At 63.5% G+C, this 20,608-nt stretch carries 18 protein-coding genes; 7 read left to right on the forward strand and 11 right to left on the reverse strand.

Annotation, left to right across the window (positions count from 1 at the left end; all coding sequences use genetic code 11):
* Positions 1–121 precede the first annotated feature (121 nt).
* Both C479_RS05710 and C479_RS05715 read left to right on the forward strand, forming a co-directional pair.
* Positions 122–1,135 (forward strand): type II glyceraldehyde-3-phosphate dehydrogenase, encoded by a 1,014-nt coding sequence (locus C479_RS05710; RefSeq protein ID WP_007699184.1) that lies wholly within the window; start codon positions 122–124, stop codon positions 1,133–1,135.
* A gap of 110 nt (positions 1,136–1,245) precedes the next feature.
* Positions 1,246–1,644: an Hsp20/alpha crystallin family protein gene (locus C479_RS05715; RefSeq protein ID WP_007699187.1), complete on the forward strand. Its 399-nt coding sequence runs from the start codon at positions 1,246–1,248 to the stop codon at positions 1,642–1,644.
* Between the two features lie 115 nt (positions 1,645–1,759).
* On the opposite strand, the gene C479_RS05720 is transcribed toward C479_RS05715, so the two are convergent.
* Together C479_RS05720 and C479_RS05725 are read right to left on the reverse strand one after the other, a co-directional pair.
* Positions 1,760–2,635, reverse strand: a complete 876-nt coding sequence (locus tag C479_RS05720) for an ATP-grasp domain-containing protein (RefSeq protein ID WP_007699190.1) — start codon at positions 2,633–2,635, stop codon at positions 1,760–1,762.
* Positions 2,636–2,962: 327 nt separating this feature from the next.
* A complete protein-coding gene (locus C479_RS05725; RefSeq protein WP_007699192.1) occupies positions 2,963–3,493 on the reverse strand; it encodes a 50S ribosomal protein L16 in 531 nt (176 codons plus the stop codon).
* 208 nt (positions 3,494–3,701) lie between these two features.
* Between C479_RS05725 and C479_RS05730 the strand changes: the two genes are divergently transcribed.
* The gene (locus C479_RS05730) at positions 3,702–4,886 is read left to right on the forward strand and encodes a site-2 protease family protein (RefSeq protein WP_007699195.1); all 1,185 of its coding nucleotides are present in this window, start codon (positions 3,702–3,704) and stop codon (positions 4,884–4,886) included.
* Between the two features lie 17 nt (positions 4,887–4,903).
* On the opposite strand, the gene C479_RS16755 is transcribed toward C479_RS05730, so the two are convergent.
* Complete coding sequence (locus tag C479_RS16755) at positions 4,904–5,314, reverse strand: HNH endonuclease (protein ID WP_007699197.1); 411 nt, start codon at positions 5,312–5,314, stop codon at positions 4,904–4,906.
* A 784-nt stretch (positions 5,315–6,098) separates the two neighbouring features.
* On the opposite strand from C479_RS16755, the gene C479_RS05740 reads away from it, so the two are divergent.
* On the forward strand, positions 6,099–6,554 hold the full coding sequence (locus C479_RS05740; RefSeq protein WP_007699198.1) for a DUF5814 domain-containing protein: 456 nt from the start codon (positions 6,099–6,101) through the stop codon (positions 6,552–6,554).
* 50 nt (positions 6,555–6,604) lie between these two features.
* Here the strand turns inward: C479_RS05740 and C479_RS05745 are convergent, their stop codons facing one another.
* Positions 6,605–7,000 (reverse strand): ribbon-helix-helix protein, CopG family, encoded by a 396-nt coding sequence (locus C479_RS05745; protein ID WP_007699200.1) that lies wholly within the window; start codon positions 6,998–7,000, stop codon positions 6,605–6,607.
* A 183-nt stretch (positions 7,001–7,183) separates the two neighbouring features.
* Here C479_RS05745 and C479_RS05750 point away from each other — a divergent pair, with 183 nt between their 5' ends.
* Positions 7,184–7,969, forward strand: a complete 786-nt coding sequence (locus C479_RS05750; RefSeq protein ID WP_007699202.1) for an SDR family oxidoreductase — start codon at positions 7,184–7,186, stop codon at positions 7,967–7,969.
* A 246-nt stretch (positions 7,970–8,215) separates the two neighbouring features.
* On the opposite strand, the gene C479_RS05755 is transcribed toward C479_RS05750, so the two are convergent.
* Together C479_RS05755 and C479_RS05760 are read right to left on the reverse strand one after the other, a co-directional pair.
* Complete coding sequence (locus C479_RS05755; RefSeq protein WP_169317770.1) at positions 8,216–9,061, reverse strand: hypothetical protein; 846 nt, start codon at positions 9,059–9,061, stop codon at positions 8,216–8,218.
* Positions 9,062–10,117 (reverse strand): eCIS core domain-containing protein, encoded by a 1,056-nt coding sequence (locus C479_RS05760; RefSeq protein ID WP_007699208.1) that lies wholly within the window; start codon positions 10,115–10,117, stop codon positions 9,062–9,064.
* Between the two features lie 388 nt (positions 10,118–10,505).
* On the opposite strand from C479_RS05760, the gene C479_RS05765 reads away from it, so the two are divergent.
* Entirely contained in the window at positions 10,506–13,415 is a 2,910-nt protein-coding gene (locus C479_RS05765) for an ATP-binding protein (RefSeq protein WP_049907100.1), read from the forward strand.
* Positions 13,416–13,539: 124 nt separating this feature from the next.
* Here the strand turns inward: C479_RS05765 and C479_RS05770 are convergent, their stop codons facing one another.
* On the reverse strand, positions 13,540–14,166 hold the full coding sequence (locus C479_RS05770; RefSeq protein ID WP_007699226.1) for a DUF4255 domain-containing protein: 627 nt from the start codon (positions 14,164–14,166) through the stop codon (positions 13,540–13,542).
* A 289-nt stretch (positions 14,167–14,455) separates the two neighbouring features.
* Here C479_RS05770 and C479_RS05775 point away from each other — a divergent pair, with 289 nt between their 5' ends.
* Positions 14,456–15,463 carry a DUF5787 family protein gene (locus tag C479_RS05775; RefSeq protein WP_007699228.1) on the forward strand — a complete coding sequence of 336 codons (1,008 nt, stop codon included), beginning with the start codon at positions 14,456–14,458 and terminating at the stop codon, positions 15,461–15,463.
* On the opposite strand, the gene C479_RS05780 is transcribed toward C479_RS05775, so the two are convergent.
* The 4 genes from C479_RS05780 to C479_RS05795 form a co-directional block, all read right to left on the reverse strand.
* Positions 15,460–17,271 carry a M3 family oligoendopeptidase gene (locus C479_RS05780; protein ID WP_007699231.1) on the reverse strand — a complete coding sequence of 604 codons (1,812 nt, stop codon included), beginning with the start codon at positions 17,269–17,271 and terminating at the stop codon, positions 15,460–15,462. The genes C479_RS05775 and C479_RS05780 overlap by 4 nt on opposite strands.
* A gap of 259 nt (positions 17,272–17,530) precedes the next feature.
* Complete coding sequence (locus C479_RS05785) at positions 17,531–18,355, reverse strand: MBL fold metallo-hydrolase (protein WP_049907113.1); 825 nt, start codon at positions 18,353–18,355, stop codon at positions 17,531–17,533.
* 180 nt (positions 18,356–18,535) lie between these two features.
* A complete protein-coding gene (locus C479_RS05790; protein WP_007699236.1) occupies positions 18,536–19,942 on the reverse strand; it encodes an ATP-binding protein in 1,407 nt (468 codons plus the stop codon).
* A 357-nt stretch (positions 19,943–20,299) separates the two neighbouring features.
* On the reverse strand, positions 20,300–20,608 hold a 309-nt coding region (locus C479_RS05795; protein WP_007699238.1), incomplete at its 5' end, for a cupredoxin domain-containing protein.

The following is a 20,608-nucleotide window of genomic DNA, read 5'->3' on the forward strand; positions in this document are numbered from 1 at the left end:
AGTGTCCGTCGGATTACCGGCGTGGAGCCGACCGCGACCGGCGAGAAACAACGCGGCGAAGCGGACCACCGCGCGGAGACCTCGAAACGATTAACCCCCTCGGTAGTGGAGAGTCGCGCATATGATACAGGTCGCGGTCAACGGCTACGGAACGATCGGCAAACGGGTCGCAGACGCCGTCCGGGCCCAGCCGGACATGGAAGTCCTGGGCGTCGCGAAGACGCGGCCCAACTTCGAGGCCCAATCGGCACTCGATCGGGGCTACCCGCTGTACGCGGCAATCGAAGATCGGGCCGACCAGTTCGCAGACGCGGGAATGGAGATCGCGGGCCCCGTCACCGACCTGGTCGAGGCCGCGGACGTCGTCGTCGACGCCACCCCCAGCGGGATCGGTGCCAAGAACAAGGCCATGTACGACGAGTACGCCACGCCGGCGCTCTACCAGGGTGGCGAGGATGCCAACGTCGCCGACGTGAGCTTCAACGCCCGGTCGAACTTCGAAGACGCCGTCGACGCCGACCACGTTCGCGTCGTCTCCTGCAACACGACGGGACTCTCGCGCGTGATCGCGCCACTGCAGGAGGCCTACGGGATCGAGAAGGTCCGCGCGACGCTCGTGCGTCGCGGCGGTGACCCCGGCCAGACGTCCCGCGGCCCGATCAACGACATCCTCCCGAATCCGGTGACGATCCCCTCACACCACGGCCCCGACGTCAACACCATCTTCCCCGACGTCGACATCGACACGCTCGGCATGAAGGTCCCGGCGACGCTCATGCACGTCCACAGCCTGAACGTCACGCTTTCGTCGGCCGTCGACGCCGCCGACGTGCGCGACCACCTCGCCGACGAGGATCGCCTCTTCCTCGTGCCCGAGAGTCTCGACATCGACGGCGCCGGCAAGCTCAAAGAGTACGCTCACGACGTCGGGCGACCGCGTGGCGACCTCTGGGAGAACTGCATCTGGGAGGAGTCCATCTCGACCGAAGGGCGGGATCTCTACCTCTTCCAGGCGATCCACCAGGAGTCGGACGTCGTCCCCGAGAACGTCGACGCCATCCGCGCCGTCACCGGTGCCGCCGACGCCGCCGAGAGCATCGAGACCACGAACGACGCGATGGACATCGGCCGGTAACGCAGTCGGCACTCCCGGGGCTCGACTCGCTTCGCCGCCGTCGCCGACACCCGACCGCGAACCCGTTCGCCGACAGAAAGCTTTTGGACGGTCGGGCGCAACCGTCTGCTATGAGACGAGACGACCGCGACGAACCCTTCGACGATCTCTTTCGCGAGATCGAACGCATGATGAACGATATGATGAAGGGTGCGAACGTCGAGTTCGAGTCCTCGGCGGGGACGGTCGATACCGGCTTCGGCACCGACACCCACGTCGATGTCCACGACACGGACACGGAGATCCGCGTCGTCGCCGACCTTCCAGGCGTCGAGAAGGACAACATCGAACTCGAGTGCGACGGCAAGACCCTGACTATCTCCGCCCGAAGTGACCACCGCGAGTACGACGAACGCGTCTCGCTCCCCCGGCGGGTCAACGAACACACCGCGAGCGCGACGTACAACAACGGTGTGCTCGAGGTCGTCTTCGAACCCGCCGAGCAGAGTTCGGGCATCAGCCTCGAGTAATCGCACCCGCTGACACACAGTTCTTCTCCGGCACAACACAGTTTTTGCCTTGGCACATCGACGCGCCCGAAACTGCGGTCTCCTCCCGATCCGCACCCAGCACCCAGCCGTGGCACTACCCGAGTTCCGCGCTGGCTTCGATCACAGCGGCCAGCCGATCGTAGAAGTCGGGTTCGTACTTCGTCGCCGTGTCGATCGTCGGTCTGGCGTTGGTCTCGGTGACGACGACCCGATCGTCGGTCGCGAGGAGATCGACCCCGAGAACGTCGATATCCAGTGTTTTCGCAACCGATTCGGCGAGTGACCGTCGCTCCCCCGAGAGCTCGACACCGCTCGCTTCCGCGCCCCGGTGGACGTTGTGTTTCCACTGGCCGGCCTCGCGAGCGCCGTCTGGCAGGCGCCGTTCGACGGCCCCCACGTACTCACCGTCGAGCACCATCACCCGGTAGTCCGTTGCATCGGGGAGATACTCCTGGACGAGGAAGGACTTGTCGCCGGTCGCTTTGTAATCCTGCACCAGCCCGAGGTAGTCACAGACGCCGAGGAACGAATCGAGGTCGTGGGCCTTCGCGACGCCCACACCGCGGGTCGTCGAGTTGGGCTTGACCACGACCGGCGGTTCGAAGCGATCGTAGACGTCGACGAGCTCGCCCTCGTCGACCGGATTCGAGACGTAGACGGAGTCGGGAACCGGCAAACCCGCTCGATCGAGCCTCGCCAGCACCCCAGCCTTGTTCCGCGACGTCGCGACCGCCGCCAGTCCGTTCACCCACGGGACGTCGAGTATCGCGTCGGCCACGCCGCCCTCCATCAATCGGCCCGGATAGACGAACCCGACGTCGAACTCGGTCGCGTCGATCGGCGCATCGCCACCAAGCGGGATCACCCGCTCTCTCACCGGCACGTGCCGGGCCCGAATCCCGCGCTCGGCCAGCGGTTCTCGCATCCGCTCGAACGTCTCCTCCCGATTCGCCACCGCGAGCTCCAGCATACCCGAACGAGCGAGCGCGAGCGCAAAAAGGTATCCGAGGTGGCGCGGACACGATCCGGCCAGCCAGCCTCCTGCGGGAGCTGGCCATTTTCGAGCCAGAGCGGTGGCCGAAAACGCGTGGTCGCGCCAGCGACCCGCGAGCCGCACGGGGAAGGGCTGGTTTCCCCTAGCTCCGTATTCCGCGAACGAGGCACTGGCCGAGTGAGCGGGCCGACAACTGACCCGGAAGCGCCGCTTTGCGGCGCTGTAGGGGAAGGAAGAGTGCTTTTCATCGAAGTTTTCCCGAGTGCGGTCGCGCAGCGACCGCACGCAGAGGAAAAGTTCGGTTTAGGAAATGAGCTTCTGCTCGCCTTTCTCGACGTCGATCTTGCACGGCGGCGTGATCTTGTTGTAGGCGCGGCGCATGGCTTCCTTGGCGAAGTCGGCGTCCTCGACGTCACACCAGATGGTGAAGATACGCTCGCCGGCGTCGATGCGGGCCGCGGTGCCGACGATCTTCCCGAAGGACTGGCGCATGCCGTCGGAGACACGGTCGGCGCCGGCGCCGGTCGCCTGCTTGTTCTCCCTGATGACGTGGTGGGGGAACTTGCGCAGGATCATCTTGTAGTTGCCCTCGCCGGCGTGCTTGATCATGTACCGGTTGCCCGAGAGGCGCGAGGCCTCGAGGCTCCCGTGTCGGATCTGGACCTCCTCTTCGGTGACGAGGCTGATCTGGACGGGGTAGTCGTCTTGATCGGCTTTGATGTCGCCCATCTTGTGCTGTGCGATCTTCGAACCCGGGATGCCGGTGATGTATTCGCGTCGCGTGTACGCCGGCTTGCTGATGTCCCGGTACATTGAGGCTGGTTTGTCGGACATGGTTGTGGTTACTTACCGGAACCGAAGCCCAGAACGCGGATAAAGGCTTCGAACCGCGAATACGGTGAGACAACGGCCCACGGCCGCATCCAATACGTGTCCGGATCCTATCCAATGAGTGTCTGAATCTCGACGGTGATGACGCGACGGGTCCAGTTCCGAGCAAATCGGCGGGTCGTTTAAGGGTCCACCGGCGGTATCGGTGGCTATGTGGAAGAGTTTCCGGATCGGCTCGCTTTTCGGGATCCCGATCAAGCTCGACGTCACGTTCTTGCTCATCCTGCCGGTGTTTGCGGTGCTCATCGGTCGCCAGATCGAAGACGCCGCCGGGATCTTCAACGAGGTGCTGGGCGCCGAGATACAGATCGCGGCGCTGACCGGAGGACTAACGCCGTATCTCTGGGGGCTCGTCGCCGCGGTCGGGCTGTTCGCCGGCGTCGTGTTACACGAACTCGGCCACTCGCTGACCGCCCAGCGCTTTGGCTATCCCATCGACTCGATCACCCTCTGGCTGCTGGGTGGTGTCGCGTCACTCACAGACATGCCGGAAAACTGGCGCCAGGAGTTTGCGATCGCCATCGCCGGCCCGACCGTCTCCATGCTGCTCGGAATCGGTTCCTTCGCCCTGTTTCAGCTCCTCCCCTTCGGGTGGGCCGGCCTCCGATTCACGTTCGCGTATCTGGCGATCTTGAACGTCGTCCTCGCCGTATTCAACCTGCTTCCGGCGTTTCCGATGGACGGCGGGCGAGTGCTTCGGGCACTCCTCGCGCGCAATCAGCCCTACGCGAAGGCAACCCGGCAGGCCGCGACGGTCGGCAAGTTCTTCGCCGTGTTGATGGGGCTGTTCGGGCTGTTCGCCTGGAATCCGCTGCTCATTGCAGTCGCGCTATTCGTCTACATCGCCGCCTCCGGCGAGTCCCAGCAGGTGACGATGAAGGCCGCCTTCCAGGACGTCACCGTCGCCGATATCATGACGCCGGCGGACCGACTGCAAACCGTCGGCATCGACACGTCCGTCGAGGAACTCGTCCAGCGCATGTTCCAGGAACGCCACACCGCCTACCCCGTTCTGGACGGTGGCCGCCTCGTCGGGATCGCCACGCTCTCGGACGCACGGAACGTCAAACCAGTCGAGCGCGAAGCTTACACGGTCGAGGAGATCATGCGAAACGAGCCGCCGACGGTCGAACCAGCAGCGGACGTGATGGGTGCGATCGAGCAGATGCGCGGGGAGAACGTCGGTCAGTTGCTCGTCGTCACGCCCGACGCGGGCTGGAATGCAGACGGTAGCGAGCTCATCGGCATCATCTCCCGTTCGGACGTCATGACCGCCCTCGACGTCGTCCAGCAAAGCGGCTCCGTAACCCCGATGGACAAACGCCTCGCCGATTGAGACGTCGGATACGTGGTTCAGCCAGTGGTCGGTCCCGGTTCGGCAGGGACGGTTGTCGGCCGCGTGACGTCGATCAGTTCGCGCTGGGTCTCGGCAGCGATGTGACCGAAGTCCGCCTTCCGATGGCACGGCGGACAGAGGGTGACGACGTTTTCGAGCGTGTGGGCGTCGGTCTTCTCGAACGCAGCAGCTTCGATGTAGTGGCGGACTGGAACGATATGGTGGACGTCTGGGTTGCGGCCGAGCGCGTCGGCGTCGGTTCCGCAGCGGACGCAGGCGTAGCCGTCGCGTTCGAGCGCCGCCCGTCGCGTCGCGGCCCAGCCCTCGCCGTAGGGTTCGTTACCGCCACCCTTCCAGTTGGGGTGACCGTCTCCGGTGAACGATTCGGAGAGCCACGCTCGGCGACAGGCTTCCCTACAGAGAATCACGTCACCGGTCGCGTTGCTGGGGTAGCGCTCGACGGGCTCGGCACAGACGGCGCACTCGAACTCGCGCTTGCCACCGGACCAGCGAGGATTATTCTCACCCGTATTCGGAGGTATTTCGCGCCATTCGGCAGTATCTACGCACTCAGCACAATAGAGACCTACTTTCTCAGATGGGTAATAGGAAAAGGACTTTCCACAGAGAACACATTCGGTTTCCTCCTTACCGCCGCGGAAGTTTGGATTGTTCTCGCCAGCGTACGGGTCAGCCTTCGAGAGGCATTCGTCAGAGCAGTACGCTTTCTCGTAGGGAGAGTGGAACTCGGTTCCGCAGTAATTGCACGTTCGATTCGGAAGGCGCTCGTCATGAGTACTTGTGTAGTGAACAGCCCGCCCCCGCTTGGTTGCGAATGATCGTTCACACGTTGGGCACGGATACATCTACTTATTATCCGACCTGCTCATGGAAAATTGTGGTGGAGTCATTTCCGATTTCCGGAAATGCCTACCGTACTGCCCAGGCTACTCGAGCATATGTTTGAAAAGTTATGAGTCCGGGTGCGAAAATCGAATCCGCTTCTCAGCCTCCACAAGGCTGAAGGATAACCATTACCCCAACCCGGACACGGTTGCGTTCATATCTATCCGCTGAGGGCCTGATATACATTTCGCCTCGCCATAGGTATGTGATCTCCCCGCACAGTATCGGAAACAGTCGTCATAGCGTACGTGCATCGGCCTCGACCCGAACGATTTTTCGCCGGGCACCCACTAGGGTCACTAACGCGTGGCCATCACCGACAAGATATACGTCAAGAACCACCGCCAGCTCGCCTCGCAGCTCGAGACGAACGTCCCGAAGGGGGCGTTCAAAGGGGCGACACTCGACTTGCTCTTCCAGGGCGAGGGCCTCGAGAAACTGGACGATGCGACGCGCGAACGGGTCCTCGACTTCGCGAGTGACTTCCTCGACTGTGACTGCCAGGACAACCCCTACTGTGGCTGTCCGGAGCGGAAGTTTATCCAGTATCTGCTGGAGTTGCGCGCACAGGGGCTCGGTCCCGACGCGATCGTCGACGTGATGAGCGACGACTACATGGTCTACGCCTACGCGGGCGACGTCCTCTCGTTTCTCGACAGCGGCGTCAGGACGCTCGAGGCAGCCGAAGGGCTGGCTGGTGTCGATGGTCATCCGGAGAAACAGACGGCAATTCGCGAGGCCAAAGACGAACTGGCGCGGTAAGGCGGTCGGCGACTGGAATGGACTTCGGGCAGGACGGGTGAACCCGGTCGTCAGCCGAGCTGGTAGGGTTCGTCTTCGTCGAGATCGTCGAGCAGAAGCACTTCCTCTTCCTCGTCGTCGACGCGGTCACGAAGGTCGGTGACGTAGGCCTTGTGCTCTTCTAGCTGTTCGCGGAGGTGCTCGGTCTCGAGTTCGAGTCGTTCGTGTTCCCGCAGGAAGCTCTTTGGTACCTCTACGGTCGGTGGGAATGCGTTCTCGTCCGACTCGTCACCGTCGAGTTCGTCCTCCGGCACGACCGCGACCTGTCCGTCGTGTTCGATGAGCGTATCGACGTAGTCCCGGAAGACGGCGGACAACGAGATATCGCGCTCTTCGGCGATCTCCTGGAGCGCCGCGAAGGCTTCCTCGTTGACCCGGAACGAGATCGTCTTGTTCTTGTTGCCCATCCTGCGTCCTAGTGTGCGGTGACGATACTTAACGCTTCGTCAGACAGGTCTCGAGCGAGCGCCTGCGACGGAAGGATAGATGAAATCGCCGGCATGTCGCCCACGCGTCGACGAGGACGTCGATCGGTACTTCAGTGAGTATCGCTCCCGAACACTTTACATCTCGGCGATAGCGGTGTTCGTATGAACCTCAATCTCGACGGGGACGCTGCGCTGGTGACGGCGAGCTCGGCCGGCCTCGGTCGCGCGAGTGCACGTGCGCTGGCGAGCGAGGGAGCGGACGTCGCGATCTGTGGTCGGGACGAGTCCCGACTCAACGACGCCGCGAACGAACTGGAACGCGTCGGCGACGGTGACGTCCTGGCGATCACCGCCGACATCACCGACCCGGACGATGTCGAACGACTCGTCGACGCGACCGTCGACGCCTTCGGCGGGCTGGATCACCTCGTCACCTCCGCCGGCGGGCCGCCGGGCACGACGTTTCTGGAGACGACCGAGCGCCAGTGGTACCAGGCCTACGACCAACTCGTGATGAGCGCCGTCTGGACCATCGAGTGCGCCCACCCGCACCTGGTGGACGCCGAGACTGGCTCGATCGTCTGCATCACGTCGCGAACGGTCACCGAAGCGGTTGACGGCCTCCTGCTCTCGAACGCGGTCCGCCGGGGCGTCAGCGGACTCGTCCAGACACTCTCGCGCGAATTCGCTCCCGCCGTCCGCGTCAACGCCGTCATGCCGGGTCTGATCGAAACCGACCGGGTCGCCGAGTTGATCGATTCCGGTGTCGAGCGCGGCGAGTACACAGACTACGACGATGGCCTCGCCGAGATGGCCGCCGGCGTGCCGCTCGGACGGATCGGCGAACCTGACGAACTCGGCGACATCGTGGCGTTTCTGTCGAGCGAACGTGCGAGCTACGTCAACGGTGCCGAACTCCCGATCGACGGCGGAACGATTCGCGGGTGACAACGAGCGAGCGGACGTGCGACGTCGACCCCTCTATGTGGGGATTCAAACGTGGTAAGCAGTTACCCAAAAAGCGGTGTTCCCCGCCCGAGTACACTGGTCCTTCCTGTCGTAGCCACGATTGACGAACGGCCGGGTTTCGACCGCAGAATCGGCGAATCAACACGACCCGCCGGTGAGCCGAACAGCTGAGGACATCGAGCAAGAACTTGTGTGAAACGAGTCCGGCTGTTACACCCCTTCAACTCAGCGAATCAGGTCTAGTACTGGCGCGAAAATCCCAGCGTTGAACGTATCTTCTGCCCGATAACCGTCGATATCGCCGTTGTAGTCGTGATAATCGGGAACGTAGTCTCTCGACATACTCCGGCGCATCATGTGGTCGGTCCCCGGACCGAGAACGCGGTACTCCTCTGGCGGTTCCTCTCCACGGGAGAGGTACGAATCGCGGATCTGACACCGAAGGTGGTAGTCGAGGAAGGTGGCAAACTGGTCTCGTTCCAGATCGATCGCCACGTGTTCGAGTCGACCATCGGGTTTCCGATCCGAATAGGGATCGTGTCCATCGATGATTCGCGGGTCACCTTTCCCTGCGTAGTACATCACGTGGATGCCCGATGTCGTCTCGATCTCGCTCTCGTCGGCCGTGAGATAGATGTCGTACTTGTACTCGCGATACCGGTCGATCGCCTCGTCCTCAGGAACCGGGTTCGGGAGTGGCTGCTCGACGTGAGATTTATACTCGCCGGCGAGCTGTCGGTAGAACTGGCCGAAGTGGTGATCGAGTTCTTCTTCGGAGCACTTGCCGACGGCGTCCCTGACTGTTTTCAGTCGACCCGTGTTGAGGTACCACGGAACGGTGTCGTACTCCGTTTCCTGGGCGACGTACCACTTCGCGTAGTCGCGGGCCTGGCGCACCATCTCGTTGCCCTTGCTTGTGCGTTCGTCGGCTTTGTCGGGATACCCGTCTTGTTGATGTGCTGGAATGCTGCCATCGTCTTTCCGAACGTCTAGAATATGTTCTGCCCCATTATTGTCCCTTAAGTTCACTCCAACTACGCTATCAACTTCACCAGTGAGAACAGCTTTCATTTAGACATTACCCCCTTTTCCAGCAGTTGGTTCCGCCCCGGTATCAGATTCTGAATCGTCCACATTCTCCGACTTGAGTCCGAGAATCTCTAAAACTCTGTCGCGATTGTTGTAGATCGCCTGGAGGGCTGCGCCAGTCAGTGAGCCAATTGTTTCACCGAACGGAACGTTTGCCTGCTTCCCGATTTCGGTCGCACCCATCTTGATGGCTTCACCGGCGCCAGCGTCCGCGATTGCCTGAAAGAGTCCACCCTCCACTTTTTGAGTTAACTCATCTACTTTGGCCGCTAGCTGCTCCTGATTCTCCGTTAGCGCGTAGAGCCGCTCCTCGACGCCCGATTTGTCGCCGATCGATTCGAGCGACAGTCCGTCGTCATCGTTTTCGCCGCCGAACAGCGAATCCGAGATCGACGATAGCGTCCCTCGAACGGACCGCTGAACATGCACTTCGGTCTTCCCCATCCGCTGAATACCGAGCTCGCCACCCTCCATGACCCGCTGGGCGGTCTCCTCGGCCTCGCGTTCGAGCTGTGGGTCGGGATCGATCTCTAGCTCGACGTTCTGTTGGGGCATCATCGACAGGGCACCGCCCGTCTGCTGACGAACGTGCGCGAGTTCGTGTGCCAACAGATGCTGCCCTTGCGGACTCTCGGGATCGTACTCACCCGAATTGAACGCGATATGGTTCCCGACCGTAAAGGCCCGCGCGTTGATGTCCTCACAGGCTTTCGCGGCGGATGGCCCCGTGTGAATTCGCACGTCACCGAACGAGTCACCCATCCGGTCCTCGACCGCGCGCTGGATTGACGCGTCGAGCGACTGGCCCGACGAAGAGAGTACCTCGCGGACGCTCTCGGGAACACCGGCGTCGCCCGCCGGGCCCGTCGCCTCGTGGGCGTCCATGTTCCGCTGGAGTGACGCCAGATTCTGGCGCGAATTGTCGTCCGGGATCTCGTCGGGCCGATTCGCAAACGAGGTGTATACCTCCGCAGCTCGCGCACTCGCTTCTGGCCCGAGCGGGATCGGCTCAACCTCTGTCGGCTTCGCCGCCCGCATGATCGGCGTTCCAGGGGTTCCCTCGACCGCCGGTGCTGCTGCCCGTACCTCACGTCGCGAGCGCCGGCGCGAATGGCGCTCGTCCGAGTCGCGCTCCGACGATGACCGACGTGACCGCCGACGAGCGACACCCTTACTCATCGACGACACCTGCCGTCGGGCGACCGTCTCCACGGTAGTCGACAGGGACTCCAAACAGCCATAGCTGCTAATTTTATAGTTTAGCTAATAATTCTTTCCATCAATACAGTCGGCCCCTCGATCGAAAATTGCTCGAAAAGGCCGTTCGTCCCCTCGGTTACGATCCGAGCGTCGAGTCCCACCGAGTACTATTCGATACACTTCCTGAAACAAAGGATTATTTACATCCATACAGGACGTACGTCACATGTACGAACGGCCCGGGGAGCATATTCAAGCTGAATTAGATCGGATACTCCTCGCAGTGGCTAGCCTCTCCGGGCTGTCAGGCCTTCCGGAGCGGATCGACGCCGACGTGCCGGTCGCCGATGCGACGGACGACGATGCAGCGGCGGGTTCCGAGTTGGCCACCTTCGGAGAGAAAGTCCGCGCAGTGTCACCAGGAGGGGAAAAACTCGAAGCGGCCAACGAACCGTACCCCAACGACGGACTGCAAGCGTCCCTCTCGGAACGTGCTGCCGAAATCGAACACGACGTCTCACTCGCACGAACGACCGAACTCGACCTTCGCCTCGATACGCTCGCCCGATCGTTCGGCTTATCGCGAACGCACCTCGACGCCTTTCTACTCGCGTTAGCGCCCGAAGTCGACTGGAGTATCGCGTCCGTGTACGGCTCACTGAGTGGAATGAACCAACCGCTGACGCCACCGATAACCGTTCTCGAACGGATTCTCGCCCGAATGGGCCACGGCTCGTCGCCCGGCGACGTCTCCCCGAAAGAGGCACTCACCACGACCTCCCCGCTCTTCGAATACGGGCTGCTCGTCAGGAACATCGGGCAACCTGCAACCCCCTCCAGTTTCGACACCGTCACCGTCGACGAGCGCATCGTCGACTACCTCAAGGGCGACGACAGTCTCGATCGTGCGCTCGCCGCTCTCGTTTCCATCGAGCGAGCCGACCGTACGCTTTCCGATCTGCTCTTCGACGAGGAGACGACCGAGACGCTGGAGACTGTTCGCGACCGCTCGGCTGCCACCGACGCGCCCACCATCTACCACTTTGCCGGCGAGGACGGCACCGGTAAGGACCGCCTCCCAGCCGCCCTCACCGACGACGGGACGACGATCCTCCGCGCCGATGCGATCGACATCGTCGAGGACGACGACCTGTGTACGCGGCTGATCCGCGAGGCCGCCCTGCAGGACGCCGCGATCCACCTCACCGACCTCGAACGCGTCACCGACCGCCGGGAGGAACCCGCGGTCGGCGTCGACGACGAGGGCGGCATGGTGATGCGCGATCCCGACGCCCCCACGGTCGACTCGGTCGTCGAACGATTCGACGACGCACCCGGCGACGTCTTCGTCTCACACACCGAGACCTGGAAACCCGACGTCGACCTCGCACACCACCGCGTCGAGACCGTCCGCTGTCCGTTCCCCGAGTACAGTACGCGACTGGCCATCTGGGAGGAGTACGCCGACGAAGTCGCCGAGTCCCACCTCGTCGAGAACGTCGCGACCAACTTCCGCCTCTCACAGCGCGACATCCGCCACGCGGTCCAGACGGCCAGATACCTCTGTCGCTCGGAGCAGGATGTCGTCGAGGCGCCGGAAGCGCACGCCGCCGCAGACGCCTTCGCCCCCGTGAACGGCGAGCTCGAACGGGACCACCTCTACGCGGCGTGCAAACGCTACTCCGCGTCCAACCTCGAAGCACTCGCAGACCGGATGGAACCCGGCTACGAGCTGGACGATCTCTACCTCAACGACAAACCGAAGACGCACCTCCGGGAGCTCTGTGGTCACCTCCAGTACCGCGGCGCAGTCACCAGCGAATGGGGCTTCGGCGAACCCGGCAGCCGCGGCGACGGCGTCGTCGCGCTGTTCTACGGCCAGCCCGGTACCGGGAAGACCATGGCCGCCGAAGTACTCGCGAACGAGACCGGCCTCGACCTCTACCGGGTCGACCTCGCTCAGATCGTCGACAAGTACATCGGCGAGACCGAGAGTCAACTCGCCGCGCTGCTCGACGAGGCCGAACGATCGAACGCCATCCTCCTGTTCGACGAGGCCGACTCGCTGTTCGGCGAGCGGACCGACGTCGGCGACGCCACCGACCGCCACGCCAACAACGTCACCAACTTCCTCCTCCAGCGCCTGGAGTCGTTCGACGGCATCGCCCTGCTGACGACGAACAAGCGTGCGGGAATCGACTCCGCGTTCAAGCGTCGGATCGCCCATTCCATTCGCTTCGATATCCCACAAGAGAATCTGCGTCGGCGCCTCTGGCGCGAGAGCTTCCCCGACGAAGCGACCGTCGACACCGACGGCTTCGACTTCGACTTCCTGGGGATGAAGACGCTCACGCCAGCGATCATCCGCAAGGTCGCCAAGTACGCCGCCTACATCGCCGCCACCGAGGCTCACGACGGCCAGCCGCTCGACGGCGAGACGACCGCGCTCGACGACGTTACCATCACCTTCGATCACGTGCTCCTCGGTCTGCAATACGCCAGCGAGGCCGGCGGCGTCGCGCTGCAGGACGACGAATTCTATCAGTACGAGGATCGCCTGCGAACCTACGAGACGAAGCACGTCAGCCGCGACTTCGATACTCGGTTTCGCATGCGATACCTCGACGGCGACGGACTCGATGACGTGTCGAGTGAGGACGACGGCCACGGCGCCGATGAGGATGTCCGTGGCGAACCGGTCGACGAGGCGTCGGACACGACCAACACGAACGAGAGCGAGTCGTACGGCCGACCGACAGAAGACGGGAGCCTGAAGCTCGGTGACGAAGATATGCCCGCAGAGCGCTCCGAGGACGCCCTCGACCCCGAGTCCGTCGTCCAACACTTCTACGACCGCGTCCAGGCGCAAGACCGCGAGGGCCTGAGCACCCTGTATCATCCCGAGGCAGAAGTCGACATCCTCTCGAAACGTGACGTCATGGCAATGAATCTGTCCAACGTCGACCTCGTGGGCTCGATCGAACGGATCGTCGACGAAGACGAGCGTGTCGTTCTCGAGTTCGTCGAAGCCTCGAACACCCACGAGCTAACAACCGAGATCGAGTGCCGGCCCGACGACGCCGGCCGCTGGCGCCTCTACGCGATCAGACAGGACGCGCCGCCCGATGCCGCCTGAGTACGCGGTGACGGATTGTTATCGCCGCGACGCACCGTTCCCATCGCGTTCGACCCGCGCTGAACGGCCAGCAGATTCGAAGACCGAGTGAGCCCCGACGGGTCTCCGCAGCCGATCGGCCCGCTCAGTTCCCCGTCGTATCCGTCGCTCCAGCGGGATCTTCGTCCCGCGAGACGCGGACATCGCGTTCGTTGACGCGTTCGAAGGCGGTTCGCTGGGTCGAGTCGATCGAGATCGGCCCGACGCGGTAGGTCGCACACGGCTGTTTGGGTCCCTCCGTAAACGACCGCCAGAGATCGAGCGCTTCGCCCTCGTCCAGATCGTCGTGGGAAACGGTGAGCTGTTGGTCTCCGATCGACGGCGGGACGTTGTCGGGTTCGATCACGCTGTTGTCGTAGAGCGCCTGCATCGCCGTCCCGAGCACCTCGTGCTGGTCGAGGACGCCGTTGCCCTCCTCTTCGAGCGTCGGATCCGGAAACACCGTGAGCAGGTAGTGCCCTTCGAGTCGCAGCGGCGGCCGGGTCTTGTGGCCGTCGTCGATTTCCGGCGGCTCGCTCGTCCGGCCGGTGTCCGTCGAGACCGCGTGCAGATACAGCCCGACGCGGACGTTCGAGTCGTCGTCCATCGCCGCCGGTGACAGCGGCTTCACCTGGTGCTCTTCGACGAGTGGGTCGTCTCCACCCGCGAGGCGGGCCTGCAGGACATCCAGCAGGAGCGTCGTGAGGTCGCGAAACGCCGATGGCGACCCCATCAGGGACCCACCTCGACGACGGGTACTGACGATTTCGACCGCGAGATCGGCGTCGGACGTGCCTCGTGGACCGATCGCCGGTCCACATCGTTCGCCATCATGTGTGTCAGTGAAGAGCCAATCACCAACTACGTTTGGGAATTCAATCAACGCATTACCCCACCCGTAAAACGGGCCACCACTACACCGCCACCCGACCTGTATGAGCGGACGGTGAAAGTGCGACGGGGCTCGCCATCGACACGCGCGGACCCGCGGGTTTTTCGTCGCGAAACCCGTGTCTCCACTCGTGCGCGAGTTCGCGTTCGAACTCGAACTGTGTGCCGCCCTCGAAGAGCGCCGCGAGGGGATCGTCGCCAGGCAACTCGGAGCCAGCGTCGCGAATCCGGGCGGGCGCATCGTCGACGTAGTGATCGTCGAGCCAGGCCCACAGTTCGACCGGCGACGCGCGCTCACAGCCGAAACGATTCCGGACGTGCTGCTCGCGGCCGACATCGGGCCGGGCCGGTGGACACCCTGGCGGACCGCACTCGACTGTCATCCTGATCGGGCGCACCAGGCCGTCGAGCACGGGGTCGAAATCGGCTACCTCGAACGGACGCGCCGGAACGGTCGCGATTGCGTTCGACAGGTCGCCCGGTATCCGACCGACTGGACGGAGCGACTGGTCGCGATCGAGAACAAACCGGATCTCGGGACGCCGGGTGACCTCGAACGGCAGCTACGGACCGACGTCTCACTCGCGCTCGTCGACGAGATCGTCCTCGCGACGGAGAGCTACGTCACCGGTGCCCACCTGAATCGCATCCCCCCGGAGGTGGGCGTCTGGCGCGTCCACCGCGAGGGTGACGACGACATCGAACTGCCCACGATCGAGGTCGTTCGCGAACCGAGCCCGCTACCGGTCGAAGAGCCCGGAATCGAGCCGCTCGCCTCCCACCCCGGACGAACGGACATCGGGATCGTCTCTCCGGTCGAAAAGGCCACCGCCCGCCGCCGGCTCGCCGAACGCGCCTACGGCAAGGGCTGGCGAACGTACGCGTTTCCGCCGTGTGCGTCGTGTTCGGGGACCGACGTTGGCGGGAACGACGAACCGACCGCGACGCTCCCCAACTGTTCGTGGAAGGAACGCGCTATCGACGCGGCCTCGGAGTGCGGAACCTCGTGTCCGGGGTACGAGCCGGCGGACCCGGTGGCGGTCGACCTGGTTGTGGAGCGCGAGGCCCGGACACCGTGGGTCGCAGACCCAGAGCCGTCGACACGACGGCAGGTTGGGCTGGATCGATTCGGCGACTAGGGAGCGGCGTCAGACCGGTTCCCCTCGATCGAATCGACGTCTCGATCGACCCACGTGGCCGCTCGTTCGTACGGCGTTGGCGCGGTTACGTCCACCCCGAGATGGGCAAATTGTTCCATCGAGGATTTCGTTCCGCCGAATTGGAGGAACGTGCGGTAGTCCTCGACCGATAGCCGGCTGTCCACGAGGGCCTCGTACACGGACACAGCGCCGGCCGCGCCGAGGACGTACTGATAGTTGTGGTACGGTTCGCGGACATGTGCACGGGCGAGCCAGGCCGACGGCGTGTACTCGGCGGGTTCCTCGACCGGACGGAACTCGCTGTGGAGCTCGCGGTTGATTCCATCGAGTCGCTCCCGTGTCAGCGAGTCGCCCCGCTCGACGACCATCGCAGCCTCGTGGGTGAATCGGGCGGATTGGGCGGCACCAAAGAGGTTGCCGCCGATGGCGTCGAGTCGCCGGTTCAGGACGTGGGCCGTGAGTGCATCGTCGCCGTTATCGAGTAGATGGTCGGCGAGCAGCAGTTCGTGGACGAGACTCGGAACTTCTTCGACCGGTCTGGGCGTCGTCTCGTAAAGCGGCCGGCGCACGTCGGCACGGAGGTCGGTCTCCATCGCGTGACCCAGCTCGTGAGCGAAGTGAAAGAGCGCTCGGACGCTCCCGTCGTACGAGAGCGAGACGAAGGGGCCAACTCCCGACGCCGAGAGACAGTACGTGACGTCGCGCGAGTCGGCAGCCGGGTAGACATCGACGCGGCGCTCCTCGAGGAGCGCTTCGAGTCGCGTCCGGTACTCGACGCCGAGCGGTTCGACCGCAGCGAGGACGTACTCGCAGGCATCTTCGTAGGAGATCGTCGGCTCCGCCCGACTCGTTAGTGAGACGTGACGATCCCAGGGTCTGAATTCGTCGACGGCTAGGTGTATGCGGCGACGGCGCTGCAACCGGTGGTACGGTTCCAGATTCTCGCTCACCGTCTCCAGGAGCGTATCGTGAACCGCCGATGGGCCGGAGAGGTGGATCCCCGTCTTCGGATAACTGGCCTTCGAGAGACCCATCTCGCGAATCGAGTCGAACCCGCGAGCTTCGGCGACCCGGGCGCGCGTCCGGAGCTTCTCCGTCCAGGCGGTCGCGATGGCGTTCGCCCGCTCGTCGAGGGCGTCGTGAAACGCTTCGTACACTCGACGACGGAAGTCCCGATCGGGATCTTTGAGGAGTTGTACCCGGTTGTGCCAGCGGACGGCTACCGGGTCGCCGTCTGATCCCTCGACGATGGGCGGTTCGAAGTCCTCGTCACAGATCGCCGTCAAGGTCCGATCGTGGCCGTCGAGGACGTCGCCGAACGTCTCGAGCAACGATCGAAGTGACGGGTCGGCCGCGGGACCGTCCACTGCGTTCTCGAGGAAGCGCTCGAACGGGGCCAATGCATCGGACTCGGTCCGCAGATCCGCCAGTCGGTTGGCGTGGCGGCGACAGTATCGGCGGACATCGCTCGTGAGGCCGTCGACCTCACCTGCGAGGGAACGCGTCCGATCCTGCCGGTCACGCGCTGCATCGTCGGTCAGGTCGATCGTTCGTGAACACTCGGCGTAGCATTCAAGCCGGGTTCGGGCCGCGGTGAGACACTCGAATCGTTCGAGCAGAGTCACGAGAGTTGCGGAACCTTCGGGCGGCGTGTCAAGTTCGTCACTGATCGCGTCGACCAGGGTATCGGCCCGCTGGTACTCGCGGTCGAAGTCTGCCGGCGTCTCGTAAATGGTCGTCAGGTCCCACTGGTAGCGGTCGTCGATGTCGGATCGTGATCGTTGCATATGATTGGTCTGGGGTGGCTACGCACGGGTCGTCCCGATCGCGACGCTGAACGATATCGCGTCGTCACGGAGCCGTCTCCGATCGGGATGGTCCGACGGAACGACTGCGGTAGCCCGGTGTAGTCGGCGAGCGGGGCTGACGCTGTGAGTGGTGGTCACAGCGTAATGAAACGGGATCAGAAGGAAAGAGAGCGGGTCATGAGTCGCCTGTCGTTGGTACACGGTTACATCGTCGGCACTTAATCCTTGCGAGGGGCGTTCAAAGATCGTACACTTCACCGTCGACGGCGAGCGGGTCTTCGAACGCCTCCTCGGCGGGGTAAAAGTGCGCGAGGTGGACCAGCCGGGTCTTGGCGGCACCGATATCCTCCGCCAGCGCGAGGGCGCCCTCGCGGGTCATGTGCTTGGTGCCGAACGTCCGTGGCGTGCCATCAGGCCCCTCGTGACGACCGCCGAGCGGGTGGTGCTCACAGAGCGAGGCCGGAACGATCGCATCGGCCAGGAAGAGATCGGGATCGGCCATGACCGCGCGAGAACGGTCGGGCACGTCGTAGGAGGTGTCACCAGAAAACGTCAGTTTCGCCCCCGTCTCCGGCTCCTCGACGACCACGCCGTAGCACACGAGCGGCGGGTGATCGACGGGGACGAGCGTCACCTCGAACCCGCAGGTCTCGAACGGTTCGAACGGCGTTCGGGGTTCGGGAGTGATCGCGTCGAGATAGTAGTAATCGTCGGCGACCGTCTCGGCGACGCTCTGTCCCGTCTCGGGGTCGGTCTCGTCTGCAGCATAGACGGGGACGTCGTCCAGAATCCGGAACACGTTGCCGAGTCCGTCCAGATGGTCGAAGTGAATGTGCGAGATCACCATCGCGTCAGGCAGTGAGACGCCCTCGCGGAGGAACTGATAGCGAAAGTCGGGGCTGGCGTCGATCAGGAGCGATTCGCCCGTGCGCTCGTTTGCGACGTGCACCGAAAACCGCGTCCGCTCGACCCCTCGATCCCGGGCGGCTGTACAGGTGTCGCAGTCACAGCCGACCGTGGGCGTGCCGGTCGTGTCGCCGGTTCCCAGCAGCGTGACGCGCACGTCAGGCTCCCCTCCACTGTCGGTCGGCGAGGACGTGCCCCACGTGACGACCAGTTCGTGCATCGCTTCTCGGGGATCCCGTCATTACCTCGCCGTTCGAAGCCGCGATATAAGGGTGTTTCTCGACGGAGACTTCGATAAGCGGTGCCCGTTGGACAGATGTAATCGCCGCAGTGAGACTCAGTGATCGTGGTTATGCCCGCCCGCGGAATCTCCGCCACTCGCCCCGCTGATGTCGCCGCCGGCGACGAGGGCGTCGTGGTCGCCCTCGATCATGTCCATGTTCTTCAGGTTGTCCCGTTCCTCGAAGCCCTCGACGGCGTCCTCGAGGTCGGCCTGCGTCAGCGTCGTCCGGTTCTCGGTCAGCGCTTCGAGGACGGCCTCGCGCATGACCATCCGGAGGTCGCTCCCGGTCAGCCCCTCGGTGATCTCGGCGATGGCCAGCGGGTCGAACTCGTCGATGTCCATCGTCCGGGTGATCACCTGCAAGATATCGCTTCGCATGCGGGTGTCGGGCTTGGGGAAGTTGACGATCTCGTCGAAACGGCGCCAGGCGGCCGCGTCGAGTTGGTCCGGGTGGTTCGTCGCACCGATGAGAAGCACGTCGTCCTGGATGAGCGAGACGTTGTCGATGCTCTTCAACAGCGTGTTCACGGCGCGCTTCAGGGCGGCGTGTTCGTCCGATCGGCGCGTCTTGGCGACGAAGTCGAACTCGTCGATAAAGAGGATACACGGCGAGAGCCGTTTGGCTACCTCGAAGGTCTTGTCCACGTTCTTCGCGGTCTCCCCGAGGTACTGGGACGTGATCATCGACAGCTTCACCTCCACGAACGGGAGGTCCATGTCGCGGGCGAGCGCCCGCGCTGTCGACGTTTTCCCCGTCCCTGGCGGTCCGACGAACAGCAGTTTTCCGATCTCGCGCAGGCCGATGTCGGCGAGGTAATCGCGATGTTCGATCGCTTTCGCGATCTTGTTGATCTCGGCCTCCTGATCCGCCGTGAGCACCAGATCGTCGAGCGTGAGATCGATCTCCTCCGGCGCTCTGACGTCGACGAGATCCAGCATCTCCTCGTCGTCCTCGTCGTCGAAGTACTCCGCGAGGAGGCCGTCGATCCAGACCCGATCGGCCTGTATCGGCCGGTTCTGCTCGCGCGCCGTCTCGTAGTCGACGTCGGTCTCGTCTTCGAACCGTTTCGCGAGGACCGGATTCTCGAGGAGCCGTTCGTCGTCGACGCGGTCGACGTACCACTCCTCGGCAATTTCGCGATCCGTCAGCGAGAGCGTCCCCGAGAAGTCGTCCCGGTCGGTGAACATGAGTTCCGAGACCGCCTCCCAGGGGTGCTGGACGCCCGTCGCCGCTCGAGCCGTCTTCGTCGTCGTCGCGAGCGGCCGCTCGATGCCTCCGTTCGTCACGCGCCGTCGGTTCGGTGACTCCTCTTCGTCGTCGCTATCGGTACCACCGGTTGGAACGGACCAGAATACGTTCCGATACGCCGGCAAGAGATCGTTCTCGTCGAACGTCCGATCGCTCGTGTACCCGTTCGCCGTGAGGAGAAACTCCACGACGTCGACTGCCCCATCAGTCATTCTCCGGGACTTCTCCCCTGACGGCCTTAACGGCGTCGTCTCCAGGCCACATAGAGAGGAGGTACCGCATACCGGTTCGGTTCCCGACTCACTACTCGATCAGAAGTGTGTTTCAGTAGCTGAACGCACGGAGACGCACCGTTCGCTGTGGGTGAGGACCGATCGAATCGGCCCCGGTTCGATGGGTTGTCAGGTGAATCGGCCGATGAAGTTCTTGCAGCGTCGTGTGTGGGACTGTCCGCGGGGTTTGAATCGTCCGGTCGCCTTACTGCACTTCGATGGTGCCTTCCATGTTCGGATGCGGCATACATCGGTACNGTGTGGGACTGTCCGCGGGGTTTGAATCGTCCGGTCGCCTTACTGCACTTCGATGGTGCCTTCCATGTTCGGATGCGGCATACATCGGTACGCCGCCATCTCACTCGTCACCTCGATCTCGTAGACCTGGGCTTCGCCCGGATCCGGCGTCGTATCCGTGGTGTAGTCGCCGACCACTTCGTCGCTTCCGTTGCGAATCTGGAAGTTGTGCGGCTGTCCGTCGCCTTCGTCCCACCCGATCGTGTACGTCTCGCCCTCCGTCAGCGCGATCGTCGGGTTCTCCTCGCCTTCGATCCCCGACGGCGACTTCCCCTCCCAGTGCGTCGTCATGCCCTTGAACAGGATCTC

It is taken from the genome of Halovivax asiaticus JCM 14624, from assembly GCF_000337515.1.
In the GTDB taxonomy this organism is placed as follows: Archaea; Halobacteriota; Halobacteria; order Halobacteriales; family Natrialbaceae; genus Halovivax; species Halovivax asiaticus.